Origin of the sequence: Curtobacterium sp. P97, assembly GCF_023712445.1 — a bacterium.
Taxonomy (GTDB): domain Bacteria; phylum Actinomycetota; class Actinomycetes; order Actinomycetales; family Microbacteriaceae; genus Curtobacterium.
In genome coordinates, this window is the sequence record NZ_JAMAYF010000005.1 from 100879 (window position 1) to 118114 (window position 17236).

Here is a 17236-nt window from a genome sequence, read left to right on the forward strand (position 1 = left end):
CTACCCGACGTCGCGACCACCCGTAGCAGACGAACAAGGAGCAACACGCATGGCGAACATCAAGTCGCAGATGAAGCGCATCAAGACCAACCTCAAGGCCCAGGAGCGCAACAAGGCCTACCGCTCGGAGCTCAAGACGGTCATCCGCCACACGAACGAGGCCGTCGTCGCCGGCGACAAGGACAAGGCCGTCGCAGCGCTTGCCCTCGCGTCGAAGAAGCTCGACAAGGCCGTGAGCAAGGGCGTCATCCACAAGAACCAGGCGGCGAACCGCAAGTCGGCCATCGCCAAGAAGGTCTCCGCGCTCTGAGCGTCTGACACCTGCACGAGAGCCCCGCACCGATGGTGCGGGGCTCTCGTCGTTGCGGGGCGTGTCCGGGCGGGGCGGTGTGGTGGCCGCGCGGCGCGCTCGTGGCGCCGCGGCGGCAGCGGCGCCGCGCTCGTGGCGGCAGCGCGGCGGCAGCGCCTGGTCGGCCGCGGCGACGGCGCGCTCGTGGCGGCGGCGGCACCGCTGCGACAACGCGTGGTCGGCCGCGGCGCGACTCGCTCGAGAACAACCGGAAGCACCTCGCGCCACGGAGATCCGTGGCGCGAGGTGCTTCTCGTTGTGCCGCAGCCTCGTCGCCGCGCGCGGTACCCCGTGCGGATCGCGTGCACCGGCGCCGCACGGGCACGGGCGCCGCACGGGCGCCGCACGGGCACGGGCACGGGCTCAGGCACGGGCACGGCGGCCGCGGCTCGGCGCCCGGGTGCGGCCTGGAGGCGCGTCCCGCCTCAGCGCTCCTCGCCGCGACGGGCGATGGTGCGGACCATGACCTCGAGCGCGTAGTGCGCGTCGCGCGAGCCGCCCTTCACCGCCGTGTCCGCCGCCGCGATGCTCGTGATCGCGTTCGCCAACCCGGCTTCGCTCCACCCGGCGACGTCGCGCTGCGCGCGCTGCACCTGCCACGGCGCCATGCCGAGTGTGGACGCCGCCTGGCCGCTCGGCCCGCGGAAGGCGCTGACCTTGGCCATCGTGCGGATCTTGCTCGCGAACGCCGCGACGATCGGCACCGGGGCCTCCCCGGTCGCGAGGGCGTGCCGCAGTTCAACGATCGCCGGGGCCGAGCGTCCCGCGAGCGCGATGTCCGCGACCTTGAACGCGTTGGTCTCGACGCGACCGCCGTAGTACTTGTCGACGGTGCGGTCCGTGATCTCCTCGGCCTCGTCGGCCAGCAGCTGCCGACACGCCGCCGCGAGCTCCGCGAGGTCGTCGGAGAACGCCGCGACGAGCGTGCGGACCGCCGAGGGCGCGATCTTCCGCCGGGCGGCCCGGAACTCGGCGTTGACGAAGTCGATCTTGTCGGTGTCGCGCTTGAGCTCGTCGCACTGGACCTCGACGCCGCCGCCGACCCCGCTGCGGATGGTGTCGAGCAGCTTCTTGCCGCGCATGCCCCCACCGTGTCGCAGGACCAGCGTGACGTCGTCAGCGGGCGCCTGCAGGTAGGAGATCGTCTCGGTGATGAAGGCGTCGGTGCACTTCTCGACGTTCGTCACCCGCACGAGCCGCGGTTCGCCGAAGAGCGACGGGCTCGCGAGCGTCGCCAGGAGGCCGGGGGCGTACTGGTCTGCCTCGAGGTCGTGCACCTCGAGCGCCGGATCCTCGCCGACGAGCAGGTCACGGAGGACGCTGCTCGCCCGCTCCGCCAGGAACTGCTCGGGACCGGTGACGAGCACGACGGGCGCCGGCCGGACGCCGGACCACGGCACCTGGTCGATCTTCGCGGCGGCGCGCGTGGGCTTCTTGGCGGGCATGCGTTCCTTCCGTCGGCTCCGGAGCGAGCTGGTCGGGGCCTGCTCCGATCCTACGGGCCGCCACAGACGGACGTCCCGCCGGACGGACCCCCGTCGTCGCGGCCGGCGCCGTCAGGACCGACGCCCGTGGAGCCGTCGAGGATGCCTCCCGCATCGGCGCCGTCCGCTCGGTCCAGACCTGCAACCACCCGTCGGCCGATCGCGAGACCACGACGGTGCCCTGCTCGTCGGTGCGGAACGCGGTCGTCCCCGCGGCGCGGAGGGCGTCGAGCGCCGACGCCGTCGGGTGCCCGTAGGTGTTGTCGGCGCCGACGCCGATGAGTCCGATCGGCGCCGCGAGCTGTCGGTACAACGCCGGGTCCTGGTCGGCCGATCCGTGGTGGGCGACCTTGACGACGTCCGGGTGCGCCTCGACCAACGGTCGGAGCCGGCGCTGGGCCTGTTCCCCGAGGTCGCCGAGGAACACCCCGGACACACAGGTCGGGCAGGGTCCGTCGGCGGTGGTCTCGAGGACGACACTCGCGTCGTTGCCCGATGCTGACGATCCCGCGCGCGGCCACACCACCCGCCAGCGCAACGCGCCGAGGGTGCCCGACGTGCCGTCGTCCGCGGTCCGGACCTCGACCCCGGCCCGCTCGAGCGTCCCGACGACCCGCTCGTCCTCGGGCCGTCCGACGGGACCGACGAGCGCCCTCGCCACCCGGTCCGCCACCGCCCCGACCGCGCCGACGTGGTCACGGTCGAAGTGGGTCAGCACGAGCAGGTCGACCCGGTCGACACCGACCAGGTCGAGGCACCGCAGCAGCAGTTCCTCGTCGTCCCCGGTGTCGACGAGGGCGACCGGACCGGCGCCGTCGCGCACCAGGACGGCGTCACCCTGCCCGACGTCGCACGCCACCACCGACCAGTCCCCCGGCACGGTCGAGCGCACCACGAGCCGCGGGACGGCCACGAGTCCGAGCCCGATCGCGACGACGGTCCCCGCCGCGACCAGCGCCCACGTCCGTCGCGGAGGATCCACGAGGACGGCACCGGCGACCGCCAGGCTGACCAGCCCCGCCGTCGCGGCTCCGACCGGTCCGGCGGGCCAGTCGAGCGTCGCCGCCGGCAGTGCGGCCGCCCCGTGCGCGACGGCACCGATGACCGCCGCGGGAGCCCAGGCCACGTGCGCGACGACCGCGGCGCCCCAGGGCCAGACGGGAGCGAGCACGCACGCGGCGAGCCCGCCGACGGTGACGACGGGCGAGAGGGGCTCCGTCAGCATGTTCGCCGGGACCGCGTAGGTCGGGAGGGTCGGGGCGAGCACGACCGTCACGGGCCAGCAGGCGAGCTGTGCGGCGACGGGGATCGCGACCGCCGCAGCGAGGGGCTGCCACCACCGCCGCGCGAGCAGGGCGGTCAGGCGCGGTGCCAGCACGATGATGCCGCCGGTGGCCAGGACCGACAGCGCGAACGCGGGCGCCCGGGCGTACCAGGGGTCCACCACGAGCATGCCGAGGACGGTGAGCGCCAGGAGCGGCACCCCGCGGAGCGGTCGGCCCGACAGACGGACCGCCAGGACCACCACCGCCATCACCGCGGCACGCACGATCGACGGGTCCGGTCGCACGAGCACCACGAAGGCCACCAGGAACCCGACGGCCGCGACCGCCCGGAGGACCCGAGGGAGCCCGAGCGCCCGGCACCCGGCAACGACGAGCGCGACGACGACGGCGCAGTTCGAGCCGGAGACCGCCGTGAGGTGGGTCAGCGCGGTCGTCTCCATCGCGGACTCCGTCGCCGGGTCGAGTCCGCTGCGGTCCCCGATCGCCAGCCCGCGCAGCAGCGCGCCGCCGGGTTCGGGCAGGTCGCGCGTCACCGCCGTGAAGTCCTGCCGCACGCGCTCCGACGCTGCCAGCAGACCGGTCGGCGGCAGGTTCGTCGGACGTCCGCGCAGGAACACCACCGCCGCGGTCGGTGCGCCGCCGTCGTCGGTCTGCACCGTCGCCCGGGCGTGCAGCACTGCTCCGGCCGACGCACGGAGACGCCCGGCCGGGACCACGCGCACGGGGACCTCGAGCCCGCCCACGTCACCGATCGACCGCAGCGTGCCCGTGGTCGACCGATCGGAGGCGGCGAGGTCCCGGGTCAGCACGACCTCGACGGCCACGGTCCGTCCGGCACGGTCGGCGAGCGCCTGCGGCGACCGCGCCGCCGCGCCCACACCGACCGCCACCGCGACGAGCAGGCAGCACGCTGCCGCGACGAGCACGCCGCCCAGCACGCCACCCGGCACGCCACCCGGCACGCCGCCCAGCAGACCACCGCGACCGCCGGACAGCGCTGCACGCCCACGCCGGCCCCGCACCACGAGCGCCAGGACGACCACGGTGCCGGCGGTCGCCGCGATCGTCGCGCACCACCATGCGAGCCCCGGCGCCCCGACGAGCAGTGCCGCCTCGACCCACGCGACGGCCACCGGTCCCGCCAGGCGCAGGTCGACGAGGCTCGGCTGCACGTCCACGACTCAGACCCGGACCCGGTCCCGCAGCTCGGCGAGGCGGGTGTCGCCGATGCCGCTGACCTCGAGCAGGTCGTCCACCGACGTGAACCCGCCGTGCTCCTCGCGCCACGCCAGGATGCGGGCAGCCAGTGCCGGGCCGATGCCGGGCAGGGTCTCGAGTGTCGGCTGGTCGGCGGTGTTGAGGTCGACGACAGCCGCGCCCGTGTCGTCCGCGCCGCCGGCACCACCCCCGACGGCGGCACTCCCGCCCCCGGCACCCGGCGCGTCCGGCCGGAGCGCCTCGGGCACCTCGGTCTCCCCGACCCGCGGCACGTACAGGCGTTCTCCGTCCACCACCGGACGAGCGAGGTTGAGCCGGGCGAGGTCGGCGTCGGCCGTGGCTCCCCCCGCTCGCTGCAGCGCGCCGTCCACGCGGGTCCCGGCGGGGACCTCGACGACCCCGGCCCGGACCACCGCGCCGAGCACGTACACGGTGACCGCCGCGGCACTCGCCGATCCCGAGCGCGATCCGGACCCGGGAGCGCCGCCCGTGGCGTCCGTGCTCGGACCCGGATCCGGTCGGCCGGACGCCGTCGAGGGTGCGCTCGTCACCGTCACCCCGGCCGTCGAACGCGTCCCGAGTGTCCCGATCGCGACCACCACGAGCGCGAGCCCGACCACCACGGCGGCCAGCACCACGGCCGCCCGGGGCGAGAGCGCGAACCGGGACGCCCAGGACCCGTCGGCACCGGGTCCTCCAGGAGACGAAGCAGTCATGCCCGGCACGGTAGGTCCCGCCACGGGGACGACGACGGCCCGGCGGCCCCTCCTGTGGAGGGACCGGCCGGGCCGGTCAGGTGGGGAGGACTCCGGGAGCCGTCAGCCCTTGATCGCGATGTTCACGAGCTTCGGCGCCCGCACGATGACCTTGACGATCTCGCGGTCACCGATGTACCGCTGCACGTTCGCCGAGGCCCGCGCGAGCTGCTCGAGCTCGTCCGCCTCGATCGACTTCGACACCTCGAACGAGTCGCGCACCTTGCCGTTGACCTGCACGACCGCGATGAGCGTCTCCTGCACGAGCAGCGTCGGGTCCGCCTTCCGCCAGCCGTACGTGGCGACCGTGGCCTCGTAGCCCAGCTTCTCCCACATCTCCTCGCCGGTGTACGGGGCGAAGACGGCGAGGGCGAGGGCGATCGTCTCGACGGCCTCGCGCACGGCGGGGTCACCGGCGCCGGGGCCGCTGTCGATCGCCTTGCGGGTGACGTTCACCAGGTCCATCAGTCGCGCGATCACGACGTTGAACTTGAAGGCCTCCATCATCCCCGGCGCGTCGGCCAGGAAGCGGTGCGTCACCTGGCGCAGGGCACGGTCGCCGTCGGCCCAGACGGCGTCCGGTGCCGAGGTGACGTCGAGCGCCAGGCGGTAGGCGCGGGCGAGGAAGCGTGCGGACGCCGACGGCGACACGTCCTCCCAGTTGATGTCGTCCTCCGGCGGCCCGGCGAAGCCCATCACGAGTCGGATCGCGTCGACGCCGTTCGCGTCGAGCTCGTCGCCGAGCGAGACGCCGCCCTTCGACTTCGACATCTTCGAGCCGCCGGAGAGCACCATGCCCTGGTTGAGCAGCGCCGAGAACGGCTCGGTGAAGTCGAGGTAGCCGAGGTCGAACAGGACCTTCGTGACGAAGCGCGCGTAGAGCAGGTGCAGGATCGCGTGCTCGATGCCACCGATGTACTGGTCGACCGGCGCCCACCTCCGAGCGGCCTCGGGGTCGAACGCCTGCGTGTCGTCCTGGGCCGACAGGAAGCGCAGGAAGTACCACGACGAGTCGACGAAGGTGTCCATCGTGTCCGTGTCGCGGAGCGCCGGGGTGCCGTCCACCGGGTTCGGCACGTTCACCCAGTCGGTCGCTCCACCGAGCGGCGAGGTGCCCTTCGGCTTGAGGTCGAGGCCCTCGGTCGACGGCAGGCGCACCGGCAGCTGGTCCATCGGGACCGGGTGCTCGGTGCCGTCGGCGCCGTGGATGATCGGGATCGGGGTGCCCCAGAAGCGCTGACGGGAGATGAGCCAGTCGCGCAGGCGGTAGGTCTTCGCGGCCCGGCCGGTCCCACGCTCCTCGAGCAGGGAGATCGCCGCGGTGATGGCGTGCTGCTTCGACATGCCGTCGAGCGGCCCGGAGTTGATCATCCGGCCCTGGCCGGTGAGCGCCTCGCCGGTCGAGACGGGGTCGAGCGCGGGCAGGTCCTCGAGCGTCGCGCCCTCGGGGATGACCGGGATGGCACCGGTGACGGGCTGGTTCGTGTCGACGACGACCTTGACGGGCAGCTCGAAGGCCCGGGCGAAGTCGAGGTCGCGCTGGTCGTGCGCCGGGACCGCCATCACGGCGCCGTGGCCGTAGTCGGCGAGCACGTAGTCTGCGGCCCAGATCGGCAGGCGCTCCCCCGTGAGCGGGTGGATCGCGGAGCGGCCGAGCGGCACGCCGGTCTTCGGCCGGTCGGCGTTCTGCCGGTCGATCTCCGAGGTCTTCTGCGTCGCGGTCAGGTACGCGTCGAAGTCGGCACGCACGTCGTCAGGGGCGGCGGAGACCAGCGACGCCGCCAGGTCGGAGTCCGGCGCCACCACGAGGAACGTCACCCCGTGGATGGTGTCCGGGCGCGTGGTGAACACGGTGACGGGCTCGTCGTGCCCCTCGATGACGAAGTCGACGTCGGCGCCGACGGAACGGCCGATCCAGTTGCGCTGCTGCGCGATCACCTTCGCCGGCCAGCGACCCTCGAGCTGGTTGAGGTCGTCGAGCAGCCGGTCCGCGTACTTCGTGATCGCGAAGTACCACTGCGTCAGCTTCTTCTTGACGACGACGGCGCCGGAACGGTCCGAGGTGCCGTCGGGCAGCACCTGCTCGTTCGCGAGCACGGTCTGGTCCACCGGGTCCCAGTTGACCCAGCTGTCCTTCCGGTAGGCCAGGCCCTTCTCGTACATCTTGAGGAACAGCCACTGGTTCCACTTGTAGTACTCGGGGTCCGACGTGTGGATCTCCGTCGTCCAGTCGAACGACGGCGCGTAGCGCTTGAACGAGGCCTTCTGCTGCTCGATGTTCGCGTAGGTCCACTGCGCCGGGTCGACCCCGCGCTTGATCGCCGCGTTCTCGGCGGGCAGGCCGAAGGAGTCCCAGCCGATGGGGTGCAGGACGTTGAAGCCCTGCTGCCGCCAGTAGCGGGCCACGAAGTCGCCGAGTGCCCAGTTCTCGGCGTGCCCCATGTGCAGGTCGCCGGACGGGTACGGGAACATCTCGAGGATGTACTTGCGCGGGCGCGAGTCGTCGAGATCGGTCGTGAAGAGGCCGAGCTCCTCCCAGCGGGGCTGCCACTTCTCCTGGATGCGGCGGAAGTCGTAGGCGTCGGGATCGACGGCTGCGGGTCCGGCGGGGTGCTCGGTTGCGTTCGCAGTGGAGTGCTCGGTGGTCACGATCACCAAGGGTACAAGGCCTGGAGGCCCGCCCCGGTCCCGCCGACGCATCCTCCGTCCGGCAGGTGGTCACCCCTCGACGAGGCGCCCGTCACGCATCCGCAGGGTCCTGTCCACCAGGTCGGCCGGGACCGGCACGTGGGACACGACCAGCACGGTGCGTCCGGCCCGCCGCGCCGCACCGACGAGGTCGCGGAGCACCGCGTCGCCGAGGTCGGGGTCGACGTCCGCGGTCGGCTCGTCGAGCACCAGCACCGGGAACGCGTGCAGCAGCGCCCGGGCGAGCGCGAGGCGGTGCGCCTGCCCGCCGGAGAGCAGTCCGCCGCGCTCCCCCACCGGGGCGTCGAGCCCACCGCGCCCCGCGACCCACGGGCCGAGCCCGACCCGGTCGAGCACGTCGCTGAGCTCGGCGTCCGTCGCGGTGTCCCGCGCGAAGAGCAGGTTCTGCCGCACCGACTGGTCGAACACGAACGGGTCCTGCTCCACGAGCCCGACCCGTGCGCGCACCGCGTCCGGGTGCATCGACCGCGTCCCGACCCCGTCGAGCGTGTACGACCCCTCGTGGTCGACGAACCGCACCAGGGCGTCCACGAGGGTGGACTTCCCGGCACCGCTCGGCCCCTCGAGCACGACGACCTCACCCGGGTGGAGGTCGAACGACACCCGGTCCACCGCGGGCGCTGACGCGCCGGGCCACCGCACGGTCAGGTCCCGCACCGCCACCCGCACCGGCCCGTCGACGACGAGGTCCGACGGGTCGGCCGGCACGTCGGGCTCCGGAACGATGCCGGCCGGGATCTCCGCGGGGACGACCTCCTCGACCCGTTCCGCGGCGGCGCGGACCCGGCGCAGCGTCAGGACGGCGAGCGGGACCCCGCCGACGACCTCGAAGAGTGCGAGCGGCACGAAGACGGCGAGCGCCCAGAGCGGTCCGTCCAGCGCGCCCGAGACGACCGCGGGAGCACCGACCGCGAGCACCCCGACGACGGCGCCGCCACCGACCAGGCCGACGAGGGCCCCGACGAGCGACTCGACGGTCGCACGACGCCGGACGGCGCGGGTCACGCGGGCGTCGAGCGCGGCGATGCCGGCCAGGCGGTCGGGCAGCGTGCCGTACGCGGCGAACACGTCGAGGGTCCGGACGGTGTCGAGCACCAGGTCCGCGACCCGTCCGCGCTCGGCCGCCGTCTCGCGGTCCGATCGCCGCGCGACGGACAGGGTCGTGACCGTCCCGAGCAGCGCGGCGACGGCGAGGGCGACGACGAGCACCACCGCCGCGGGCCACCAGACCACCGCGACCGCGACGACGGAGAGCACGGCGACGACCCCGGCCGACACGAGCGGGCCGACGACGCGGATCGGCAGGTCCTGCAGCCGGTCGGTGTCCGTGACGAGCCGGGTGAGCAGGTCGCCGCGCCCGGTCGCCCCGAGCCCGGCCGGCGCGACCGAGGCGAGCCGTCGGTACATCTCGGTCCGGACGACGGCGAGCTGCCGGAACGACGCGTCGTGCCCGGCGAGCCGGTCGACGTAGCGCAGTGCGGCCCGGCCGAGGGCGAACGCACGCACCCCGACCATGACGAGCGTCAGGTAGAGGATCGGCGGCTGCTCGGCCGCGCGGGTGATGAGGTAGCCGCTCGCCGCCAGGAGCGCCACCGCACAGACCGCACTGAGCGTGCCGGCGGCGACCGCCTTCGCCCAGCCGGCCCCGTGCGGGAGCGCCAGCCGCAGGACGGGGGTGGGACGGGCCTCCCGGCTCACGAGCGTGCCTCCTGTCGGTGCGTCACGGTCACCGCTCCGCCGGGGCGGAGGTCGACGCGGACGTCGGCGGCGGCCAGCACGGCGGGGCGGTGGCTCGCCACGACGACGACCGCGCCGTCGGCGGCGAGCGACCGGACGGCGTCGACGACGATCTGCTCCGCGTCGGCGTCGAGGGCCGACGTCGGCTCGTCGAGCAGGACGAGCGGGGTGCGGGCGCGACGCGCCCGGTACAGGGCCCGGGCGACCGCGACGCGCTGCGCCTGACCGCCCGACAGACCGGCTCCCCCGGGTCCGACCGGGAGGCTCGGCTCGACACCCAGCCCCGCCTCGCCCAGGGCGCGGCGCACGTCGTGGTCGTCGGGTCGCGTGTGCAGGGCGACGTTCTCGGCGACCGTGCCGCGCACCAGGCGCGGACGCTGGTCACCCCACGTCGTGCGGTCGGCGCGGGTGGCGTCGGCCGGGCCGGGCACCGTCACCGTGCCGTCGTGGGCGAGGACACCCCGGATCGCCGCGATGAGACTGGACTTGCCGGACCCGCTGGGCCCGGCGAGGCCGACGACGGTGCCGGGCGCGACGCGCAGGTTGAACGGTCCGACGACGACGTCGGGGCGACGGACCACCACGCCCTCGAGCACCAGGTCGGTGGCCGCGGCGGCCGGGGTGCCGGGCGCAGGTGCGCTGGTCGACGTGTCGTGTCCCCGGTCGTCGAGGACGTCGAGCACGGCGCCGGACGCCTCGACGCCGTCCTGGGCGGCGTGGAAGTCGGCACCGACCTGGCGGAGGGGTGCGAACGCCTCCGGGGCGAGCACCAGGACGAACATCGCGGCGCCGAGGCCGAGCGAGCCGTCGACGAGTCGGACGCCGATCGACACCGCGACGAGGGCGACGGACAGGCTCGCGGCGAGTTCGAGGGCGAAGCCGCTGACGAAGGACAGACGCAGGACGCCGATGGTGCCGCGGCGGTACTCGTCGGTGACGGTGCCGATGCGGTCGACCTGGCGGCGGGCACGTCCGAAGACCTTGAGGGTGGCGAGGCCCTCGACCGCCTCGGTGAAGGCGCCTCCGAGGCGGGTGAGCGCGTCGGCCTGCCGCCGCTGCAGCGCCTGGGTCGCCAGACCGATGAGCACCATGAACACGGGGATCACCGGCATCGCGAGCACGATGACGACCGCGCTCGTCAGGTCACCGAGCCCGATCGCGACGAGGAGCACCGGGGTCGCGACCGCCGTGAGCGCGAGCTGCGGGACGTACCGCCCGAAGTAGGCGTCGAGGGCGTCGAGCCCGGGGCCGAGCGCGGTGGCGAAGCCGGCGCTCGACCGGGCGGCGAGCCAGGACGGTCCGCGCTCGGCCGCCCGGGAGAGGACGGTCGCACGGAGCTCGCTCTTCACCGTCGCCCCGGCCCGCGCCGCCAGGTCGTCCGTCGCCCACGCGGCGACGGCACGGACGACGAACGCACCGGCCAGCAGCGCCAGCGTCGGGACGAACGTCTCCGGGAGCCGGCCGTCGCGCACCGCGTCGACGCCGAGCGAGACGGCCGCCGCGATCCCCCACGCGACACCGATCGTCGCGAGTGTGCGGACCAGGCCCGTCCCCGCGGACGCGACGACGGACCAGCGCGCGGCACGCGACAGGCGCAGCAGACGAGGATCGAGCGGCTTCACCGGGAGCCCCTAGTGCGCGGCCTGGTCGATGTGGGCCCGCGAGACGCGCTTGCGGAACACCCAGTAGGTCCAGGCCTGGTAGGCCAGCACGAGCGGGACGAAGATCAGCGCGACCCAGCTCATCACCGTCAGCGTGTACTGCCCGCTCGACGCGTTGACCACGGTCAGGCTGTTCGCCGGGTCGTTCGACGCCGGCATGACGTCGGGGAAGATCGCGGTGAACATCGCCAGGACCACGGCGGCGATCGTGACCGCCATCAGCGTGAACGCCCGCCCCTCCTTGCCCCACGCGGTGCAGAGCACGGCGAGCACGAGCGCGAGTGCCGCGACGACCGAGAGCACCAGGGACGCCGGCGTCGCCCGCACGAACGCCATCGCCACCAGGAACGCGGCACCGACGACGATCGTCAGCACGCCCGCCCGGGTCGCCAGGCGCTTCGCCCGCACGCGGATCTCACCCTCGGTCTTCAGTGCGACGAACACGACGCCGTGCGTGAAGAACACCATCAGGGTCGCGAGGCCGGTCAGCAGCGCGAACGGGTTGAGCAGGTCGAGGAACGTGCCCGTGAAGTTGTGCCCGGCGTCCATCGGGATCCCGCGGACGACGTTGCCGAACGCGACGCCCCAGAGGAACGACGGCACGGCGCTGCCGATGATGATCATGAGGTCGAAGCGACGCTTCCACTCCGGGCGCTTCCGCTGGTGCCGGTACTCGAACGAGACCCCACGGGCGATGAGCGCCACGAGGATGAGCAGCAGGGCGAGGTAGAAGCCGGAGAACATCGTCGCGTACCACTCGGGGAACGCCGCGAACAGGCAGGCCCCGGCGACGATGACCCAGGTCTCGTTGAGGTCCCACACCGGGCCGATCGTGTTGATGAGCACACGGCGGTCGGTGTCGTCCTTGCCGAGGAACGGCAGGGACATCCCGACACCGAAGTCGAACCCGTCGAGGACGAAGTACCCGACGAAGAACAGTCCGACGATCGCGAACCACAGGACTGGCAGATCCATCTCAGTACACCGTCACTTCGTGCTCGACCTCGCCGGTGACCTCGTCGACCTTCGCAGGGGCGGCGGGGCCCTCCTGCGCGACCTTCTTGATGAGCCGGAACTCGACGACCGCGAGCGCGCCGTAGATCAGCGTGAACACGACCAGGGAGATGAGGACCTCGACCCCGGTGACGTTCGGCGAGACGCCGTCCGCCGTGCGGAGCAGCCCGAACACGAGCCACGGCTGGCGGCCCATCTCGGTGAAGACCCAGCCCATGATCATCGCGGCCATCGGCAGCGGGACCGACCAGGTGGCGATGCGCCACACCCAGCGCTGCGTCGGGAACCGGCCCTTGCGGGTCAGCCACAGGCCGACGACCGACACGAGCACCGCCCCGACACCGAGGGCGATCATCCAGCGGAACGACCAGTAGGTCACCCAGATGATCGGCTTGTAGTCGCCGGGGCCGTACACCTGCGTGTACTGCGCCTGCAGGTCGTTGATGCCCTCGACCGTGCCGGTGAAGGTGTGCGTCGAGAGGAACGAGAGCAGGTACGGGATGCGGATCGAGAACAGTTCGTGCACACCGTCCGGGGTGCCGAGCGTGAAGATCGAGAACGAGGCGTCCTTGCCCGTCGAGGTGTTGTAGAGCGCCTCGGCCGCGGCCATCTTCATGGGCTGGGTGTCGACCATCGTGAGCCCGAGCTGATCGCCGGACAGCACGGTCAGCGCGCCGGACGCCAGCATCGTCCACATGCCGAACTTGAGCGCCGGCATCATCGTCTCGAGGTTCTGGTTGCGTGCGAGGTGCCACGCCGCGACCGCGATGATCACCGAGGCGGCGACCATGAAGGCCCCGAAGAGCGTGTGCGGGAAGGCGGCCAGCGCGACCTTGTTGGTCAGGACGGCCCAGATGTCGGTGAGCTCGGCGCGGCCCTTCGCCTCGTTGATCGCGAAGCCGACGGGGTGCTGCATGAAGGCGTTCGCCGCCAGGATGAAGTACGCCGACATCATCGTGCCGACGCTGACGCACCAGATGCTCGCCAGGTGCAGCGCCCGCGGCAGGCGGTCCCACCCGAAGATCCAGATGCCGATGAACGCCGCCTCGAAGAAGAACGCGAGGATGCCCTCGAGCGCGAGCGGGGCACCGAAGACGTCGCCCACGAACCGCGAGTAGTTCGACCAGTTCATGCCGAACTGGAACTCCTGGACGATTCCGGTGACGACGCCCATCGCGAAGTTGATGAGGAAGATGCGCCCGAAGAAACGGGTCAGCTGGAGGTAGTGAGCGCGCCCGGTCCGCACCCACGCCGACTGGAAGACGGCAACGACGAGCGCCATGCCGATCGTCAGCGGGACGAAGAGGAAGTGGTAGATCGTCGTCAGACCGAACTGCCACCGCGACAGGATCAGGGGATCGAGGATGTCGTTCATGCGGCGTGTCCGAGCCGGTCCGCCGCGCGCTGTTCGTGCACGAGAGATGCCTCTTCCGGGAGGAGGAACTGGTACTTGTCACCCCGTCGGGACACCTCCACGCTACCGCCGGGACACCTGCCTCGACAAGTTGTAGAGGGGCACTCTGCACGAACGTGCACAAGCGGTGGTCGGCACAACCGTGCGGAACGACGGTGCTCGAGTGCCCTCCGCGTGAACGACGACAGGTGCCGGGCCGAAGCCCGACACCTGTCGTTCAGTGCTGATCGGCGCCGAGCGCCGACCGACTAGAGCAGACCCTCGTCCTGGAGGAACTGCTTCGCGATCTGCGAGGCCTTCTCCTTGTCCGTGACGCTCTTCTCGTTGAGCTCGATGAGCTTGTCGGTGGTGAGCTTCTCGTTCACCTCGTCGATGGCGTCCGCAGCCTTCTCGTCGACCTTGTCGGAGACCACCGGGATGACGTTCTGCGGCAGGATCAGGTTCTCCGGGTCCTTGAGCGAGACGAAGTCGTTCGCCTTGATGCTCGGGTCCGCGCTGTAGATGTCGGCGAGCTGGACGGTGCCGTCCTTGAGCGCCTTCACCGTCAGGGCGCCGCCGGAGTCCTCGACCGCCTTGAAGTCGACGTCCACGCCGTAGACCGACTTCAGGCCCTCGGGGCCGTACGGGCGGGTCTGGAACTCGGAGTTCGCGCCGACGGTCAGCTTCTCCTTGACGTCCTTCAGGTCGGCCAGGCTCGTGACGTCGTTCTCCTCGGAGAACTGCTTCGTCACGGTGTAGCTGTCCTGGTCGGTGGCGTCGGCCTCGTCGAGGACCCGCAGACCCTTCGGCAGGGCCTTCTCGAGCGCCTCGTCGATCTGGTCCGCGCTCTTGGCCGTCGACTCCTTGTCGAAGTACTGCAGCAGGTTGCCGCTGTACTCGGGCATGACGTCGATCGCGCCCTTCTCGAGCTGCGGGATGTAGACCTCGCGCTGCCCGATGTTGAAGTTGCGCTCGACGGTGAAGCCGTCCTTCTCGAGCACCTGCGCGTAGAGCTCGGCGATGATCTCGTTCGAGTAGTACTGCTGCGAGCCGATGACGATCGTCTTCGAGTCGGACGAGGCGCTGGAGCCGCTGCTGAGCGGGTCACCAGAGGAGCAGCCGGTCAGGGCTGCGGCGACGCCGAGTGCCGTTGCGGCGGCGAGGGCGACGCGGATCCGTGCTGTGATCACGATGGGTTTCCTTCCGGGATGGGATTGCGGGCTCGCTCGCGCGATCCCTGGCGCTGCCGCGCGGACGGGTCGAGGGTGCCCTTCGGCACCGACGCCCGCTGCAGCGCGGCGAACACGATCTCGAACGCGATCGCGAGCGCGATCACGAGGACGGACGCGCCGAGCATCTCGGCGTAGTCCTGGGTCTTGAGGCCGAGGAAGAAGTAGCCGCCCAGTCCCCCGGCGCCGACGTAGGCAGCCAGGGTGGCGGTGGCGACGACCTGGAGCACGGCCGAACGGACGCCGCCGATCAGCAGCGGCAGCCCGAGCGGGATCTCGACCTTCCAGAGCACCTGCCACCCGGTCATGCCCTGGGCCTTCGCCGCGTCGATCGTGACCGGGCCGACGGACTCGATCCCCGCGTAGGCACCGGCGAGCACCGACGGGACGGCCAGGACCACGAGCGCCAGCAGCGGTGCCTCGAGCCCGATGCCGAGCAGCAGGCCGAAGAGGGACAGCACGCCGAGCGTCGGCAGGGCCCTGATGCCGCCGGACAGCGCGATGGAGAACCCGCGTGCCCGGCCCGTGTGCCCGATCGCGTACCCGATCGGGACCGCGATCACGGCCGCGATCACCACGGCGAGCAGGGTGATCCAGACGTGCTCCCACAGCCGCTCGGGGATCGCGTTGACGCCGGTGTAGTTGGCCGGGTCGAACACCCAGCCGAACGCCTGTCCGATGATCACGAGGCGACCTCCGCTCGCTGCAGGACCCGACGCGCGGCGCGACGGCTCCGCGGCGCCCGCCGTGTCCACGGCATGACGAGCCGTCCGAGCAGCACGAGCAGGCCGTCGAGGGCGAAGGCGAGCACGAGCACCATGACGATGCCCGAGAGGATCTCCTCGTAGATGCCGCGCGCGAGTCCGTCGGTGAACAGCGAACCGAGGCTCTGGATGCCGAGCACCGCACCGACGGTCGTCAGCGAGATCGTCGACACCGCGATCACCCGCAGGCCGGCGAGCAGCACGGGACCGGCGAGCGGGAGCTCGACGCGGAAGAAGCGCTGTACGCCCGAGTACCCCATGGCGGTCGAGGCTGCCTTCGTGCCGGCGTCGACCGAGGAGAGGCCGTCCACCGTCGACCGGACCATGAGCGCGAGACCGTAGATCGTCAGGCTGATGATCACGTTGACCGGGCTCTGCAGGCTCGTCCCGATGATGCCGGGCAGGGCGACGAACAGCGCCAGCGACGGGATCGCGTAGAGGAGACCCGCGAAGGTCACGATGCCGCTGCCCAGACCGGCGGCGAAGCGGGATCCACCCGTGCGCTGCAGTCGGACCACCACCCAGCCGATCGGGATGGAGAGCAGGAAGCTGATGATGATCGGTGGGATCGCGATCGCGAGGTGCGCGATCGTGGCGTCACTGATCGTGTCGAGGTTCGACAGGATCCAGTTCACCGCGGTCCCCCACCCTGCGCCGGAGCACCCGGGGCGGTGTCACGCGCCCCGGCCTCTGCTGCCTGTGGCACCGCGGCTGCGGCGTCGACCACCTGGACCGGACCGGTGAGCACTCCGGCTGCCCGGCCGTCGCCGTCGACCACGATCGGGCCGGTCGGCGTCTGCTCGACGCGCAGGGCACGCCGACCGCGGCCGGCACCGATGAAGTTCGCGACGAAGTCGTCCGCCGGTTCGGCGAGGATCTCGGCGGGGGTCCCGAGCTGCGCGATCTCGCCGCCCTTCTTGAGGATGACGACCTGGTCGCCGAGCTTGAACGCCTCGTCGATGTCGTGGGTCACGAAGACGACGGTCTTGCCGAGCTCGCGCTGCAACCGGATCAGCTCGTCCTGCAGGTCGTTGCGGACGAGCGGGTCGACGGCGCCGAACGGCTCGTCCATGAGCAGGACGTTCGGGTCGACGGCGAGGCCGCGGGCCACGCCGACGCGCTGCTGCTGTCCGCCGGAGAGCTGCGAGGGGTACCGGTCCGCGAACGCCCGGTCGAGACCGACGGTGTCCATCAGTTCGAGCGCCCGGGCACGGGCCTCGCCCTTCGGGACACCCGTCAGGAGCGGCACGGTCGCGATGTTGTCGGCGACCTTGCGGTGCGGCAGCAGGCCGGCGTTCTGCATGACGTAGCCGATGCGGCGACGGAGCTGCACGGGGTCGACCCCGGCGACGTCCTCACCGTCGATCTCGACGGTCCCCGACGACGGGTCGACCATCCGGTTGATCATGCGGAGCAGGGTGGTCTTGCCGCAGCCGCTGGAGCCGACGAAGACCGTGGTGGTCCGCGACGGGATGACGAGGCTGAAGTCGTCGACCGCGTTGGTGCCGTCCGGGTACGTCTTGCGCACCGAGCGGAACTCGATCATGTGGGTGCCCTTCTGTTCGGAGGTAGCCCGACTCCGCACGAGCGTACCCGCGCATCGAGGACAGCGTTCCACCGTGACCGGTCATGACGGC

General features: G+C 72.1%; 12 protein-coding genes and 1 pseudogene. 1 reads left to right on the top strand and 12 read right to left on the bottom strand.

What is annotated here, in order from left to right; genetic code table 11:
* The first annotated feature begins 49 nt into the window (after positions 1-49).
* Positions 50-310, top strand: a complete 261-nt coding sequence (rpsT, locus tag M3677_RS06980) for a 30S ribosomal protein S20 (RefSeq protein ID WP_058729393.1) — start codon at positions 50-52, stop codon at positions 308-310.
* Positions 311-774: 464 nt separating this feature from the next.
* On the opposite strand, the gene holA is transcribed toward rpsT, so the two are convergent.
* The 12 genes and pseudogenes from holA to M3677_RS07040 form a co-directional block, all read right to left on the bottom strand.
* Complete coding sequence (holA, locus tag M3677_RS06985) at positions 775-1749, bottom strand: DNA polymerase III subunit delta (RefSeq protein ID WP_251160198.1); 975 nt, start codon at positions 1747-1749, stop codon at positions 775-777.
* Positions 1658-4297, bottom strand: a complete 2640-nt coding sequence (locus M3677_RS18370) for a ComEC/Rec2 family competence protein (RefSeq protein WP_251160115.1) — start codon at positions 4295-4297, stop codon at positions 1658-1660. Before M3677_RS18370 ends, holA begins: the two co-directional genes overlap by 92 nt.
* Positions 4298-4300: 3 nt before the next feature.
* Positions 4301-5053 carry a ComEA family DNA-binding protein gene (locus M3677_RS06995; protein WP_144411280.1) on the bottom strand — a complete coding sequence of 251 codons (753 nt, stop codon included), beginning with the start codon at positions 5051-5053 and terminating at the stop codon, positions 4301-4303.
* A gap of 102 nt (positions 5054-5155) precedes the next feature.
* Positions 5156-7672, bottom strand: a pseudogene (gene leuS, locus M3677_RS07000) (leucine--tRNA ligase); the annotation flags it as partial.
* A gap of 138 nt (positions 7673-7810) precedes the next feature.
* The gene (gene cydC / locus M3677_RS07005; RefSeq protein WP_066653824.1) at positions 7811-9499 is read right to left on the bottom strand and encodes a thiol reductant ABC exporter subunit CydC; all 1689 of its coding nucleotides are present in this window, start codon (positions 9497-9499) and stop codon (positions 7811-7813) included.
* Positions 9496-11160, bottom strand: coding sequence for a thiol reductant ABC exporter subunit CydD (cydD, locus tag M3677_RS07010; protein ID WP_251160116.1), 1665 nt, complete (start codon positions 11158-11160; stop codon positions 9496-9498). Before cydD ends, cydC begins: the two co-directional genes overlap by 4 nt.
* Positions 11161-11169: 9 nt before the next feature.
* Positions 11170-12174, bottom strand: coding sequence for a cytochrome d ubiquinol oxidase subunit II (gene cydB, locus M3677_RS07015; protein WP_251160117.1), 1005 nt, complete (start codon positions 12172-12174; stop codon positions 11170-11172).
* Position 12175: 1 nt separating this feature from the next.
* Complete coding sequence (locus M3677_RS07020) at positions 12176-13588, bottom strand: cytochrome ubiquinol oxidase subunit I (RefSeq protein ID WP_209683048.1); 1413 nt, start codon at positions 13586-13588, stop codon at positions 12176-12178.
* Positions 13589-13875: 287 nt separating this feature from the next.
* Positions 13876-14796 (bottom strand): ABC transporter substrate-binding protein, encoded by a 921-nt coding sequence (locus M3677_RS07025; RefSeq protein ID WP_209683050.1) that lies wholly within the window; start codon positions 14794-14796, stop codon positions 13876-13878.
* On the bottom strand, positions 14793-15521 hold the full coding sequence (locus tag M3677_RS07030) for an ABC transporter permease subunit (protein WP_251160118.1): 729 nt from the start codon (positions 15519-15521) through the stop codon (positions 14793-14795). The genes M3677_RS07025 and M3677_RS07030 overlap by 4 nt, the downstream gene beginning before the upstream one ends.
* Positions 15518-16234 (bottom strand): ABC transporter permease, encoded by a 717-nt coding sequence (locus tag M3677_RS07035; protein ID WP_066653814.1) that lies wholly within the window; start codon positions 16232-16234, stop codon positions 15518-15520. Before M3677_RS07035 ends, M3677_RS07030 begins: the two co-directional genes overlap by 4 nt.
* On the bottom strand, positions 16231-17145 hold the full coding sequence (locus M3677_RS07040; protein ID WP_066653812.1) for an ABC transporter ATP-binding protein: 915 nt from the start codon (positions 17143-17145) through the stop codon (positions 16231-16233). Before M3677_RS07040 ends, M3677_RS07035 begins: the two co-directional genes overlap by 4 nt.
* Positions 17146-17236: the final 91 nt, after the last annotated feature.